Below are 1,790 nucleotides of genomic sequence, written 5' to 3' on the forward strand. Positions count from 1 at the left end.
CGGATCACTAGAGCCTGGTTTCCCACCTGCTCGGCATGTGCGCCTCGCAGTCAAGCCTGCTTATGCTCTTGCACTCACGAGGACGGTTGCCGACCGTCCCGAGCAGACCTTGCGCGCGCCTCCGTTACTCTTTGGGAGGCGACCGCCCCAGTCAAACTACCCACCAGGCACGGTCCCCCCGCCCGATCAGGGCCGGGGGTTAGGATGCCAGAACGTCGAGGGTGGTATTCCAAGGGTGGCTCCCCGGGGGCTGGCGCCCTCGGTTCGTAGCCTCCCACCTATCCTCTACACGACGGACCGGCAGCCAATGCCTAGCTGCAGTAAAGGTTCACGGGGTCTTTCCGTCCTTCCGCGGGTAAGTCGCATCTTCACGACTAGTGCAATTTCACCGGGGCCATGGTAGAGACAGCGTCCAAATCGTTACGCCTTTCGTGCAGGTCGGAACTTACCCGACAAGGAATTTCGCTACCTTAGGACCGTTATAGTTACGGCCGCCGTTTACCGGGGCTTGGGTTCGCCGCTTCTCCCGAAGGATGACGGCTCCCCGTGACCTTCCGGCACCGGGCAGGCGTCAGACCCTATGCGTCGCCTTACGGCTTGGGCAGAGTCCTGTGTTTTTGATAAACAGTCGTTTGGACCTCTTCGCTGTGGCCGGGCCCGGCTCGGGGGGCAAGCCCCTCCACCGGCCCCGGCACCCCTTCTCCCGAAGTTACGGGGCAGTTTTGCCGAGTTCCTTTACCATGGTTCTCCCGATCGCCTTGGTATGTTCTACCCACCCACCTGTGTCGGTTTGCGGTACGGGCACCTCGCGGATCCCTAGGGGTTTTTCTTGGAAGCATGGGCTCACCGACTTCGCTCAGTCGCTTCGTCCGCCGCCTCGGGCTGTATGCGGCGCGCATTTCACTGCGCCGCGCCCTACGCGGCCTCACGGGGACGTCCAGAACCCCGCCCGGCTACCCTTCTCCGTCGCCCCATCGGTCAAGCTCCGCGTCGGTGGTGCAGGAATGTCCACCTGCTGCGCATCGGCTACGCCTCCCGGCCTCGCCTTAGCCCCCGACTGACCCTGGGAGGATTAGCCTCGCCCAGGAAACCTTGGGTTTACGGCGGCGGCGTTACTCTCGCCGCTCTCGTTACTCATGCCAGCATTCTCACTTCCGGCCGCTCCACCGCGGGTCGTCCCCGTGGCTTCTCCGCAGGACGGAAAGCTCCCCTACCGATAGTCATGCGACTATCCCGCCGCTTCGGTGCGATGCTTAGCCCCGTATATTGTCGGCGCATGTCCACTCGACCAGTGAGCTGTTACGCACTCTTTAAATGAATGGCTGCTTCTAAGCCAACATCCTGGTTGTCTGAGCAAACGCACATCCTTTGCCACTCAGCATCGACTTCGGGACCTTAGCGGGCGGTCCGGGCTGTTTCCCTCTCGAACACACAGCTTAGCCCACATGTTCTGACTGCCGGGGTCTGGACCTCAGGCATTCGGAGTTTGGTTGGGGTTGGTAGGCGGTGAGGCCCCCGCGCCCATCCAGTGCTCTACCTCCTGGGGTAAACCCCCGACGCTAGCCCTAAAGCTATTTCGGGGAGAACGAGATATCTCCGGGTTTGATTGGCCTTTCACCCCTACCCACGGGTCATCCCCTCAGTTTTCAACCTAAGTGGGTTCGGCCCTCCACGGGGTCTTACCCCCGCTTCAGCCTGCCCATGGGTAGCTCACCCGGCTTCGCGTCTGCGGCGCGCGACTGAACGCCCTGTTCAGACTCGCTCTCGCTACGGCTCGCTTTCCAGCTTAG

The 1,790-nt window shown here is 62.1% G+C and carries 1 rRNA gene (running past one end of the window); it reads right to left on the bottom strand.

What is annotated here, in order from left to right:
• A 23S ribosomal RNA gene (locus ABCN07_RS04580) occupies positions 1-1,790 on the bottom strand (its annotated part continues 156 nt past the right edge of the window); the annotation flags it as partial.

The organism is Collinsella sp. 1033st1_E11_1033SCRN_220408 (assembly GCF_039062465.1).
Classification (GTDB): Bacteria; Actinomycetota; Coriobacteriia; order Coriobacteriales; family Atopobiaceae; genus Parolsenella.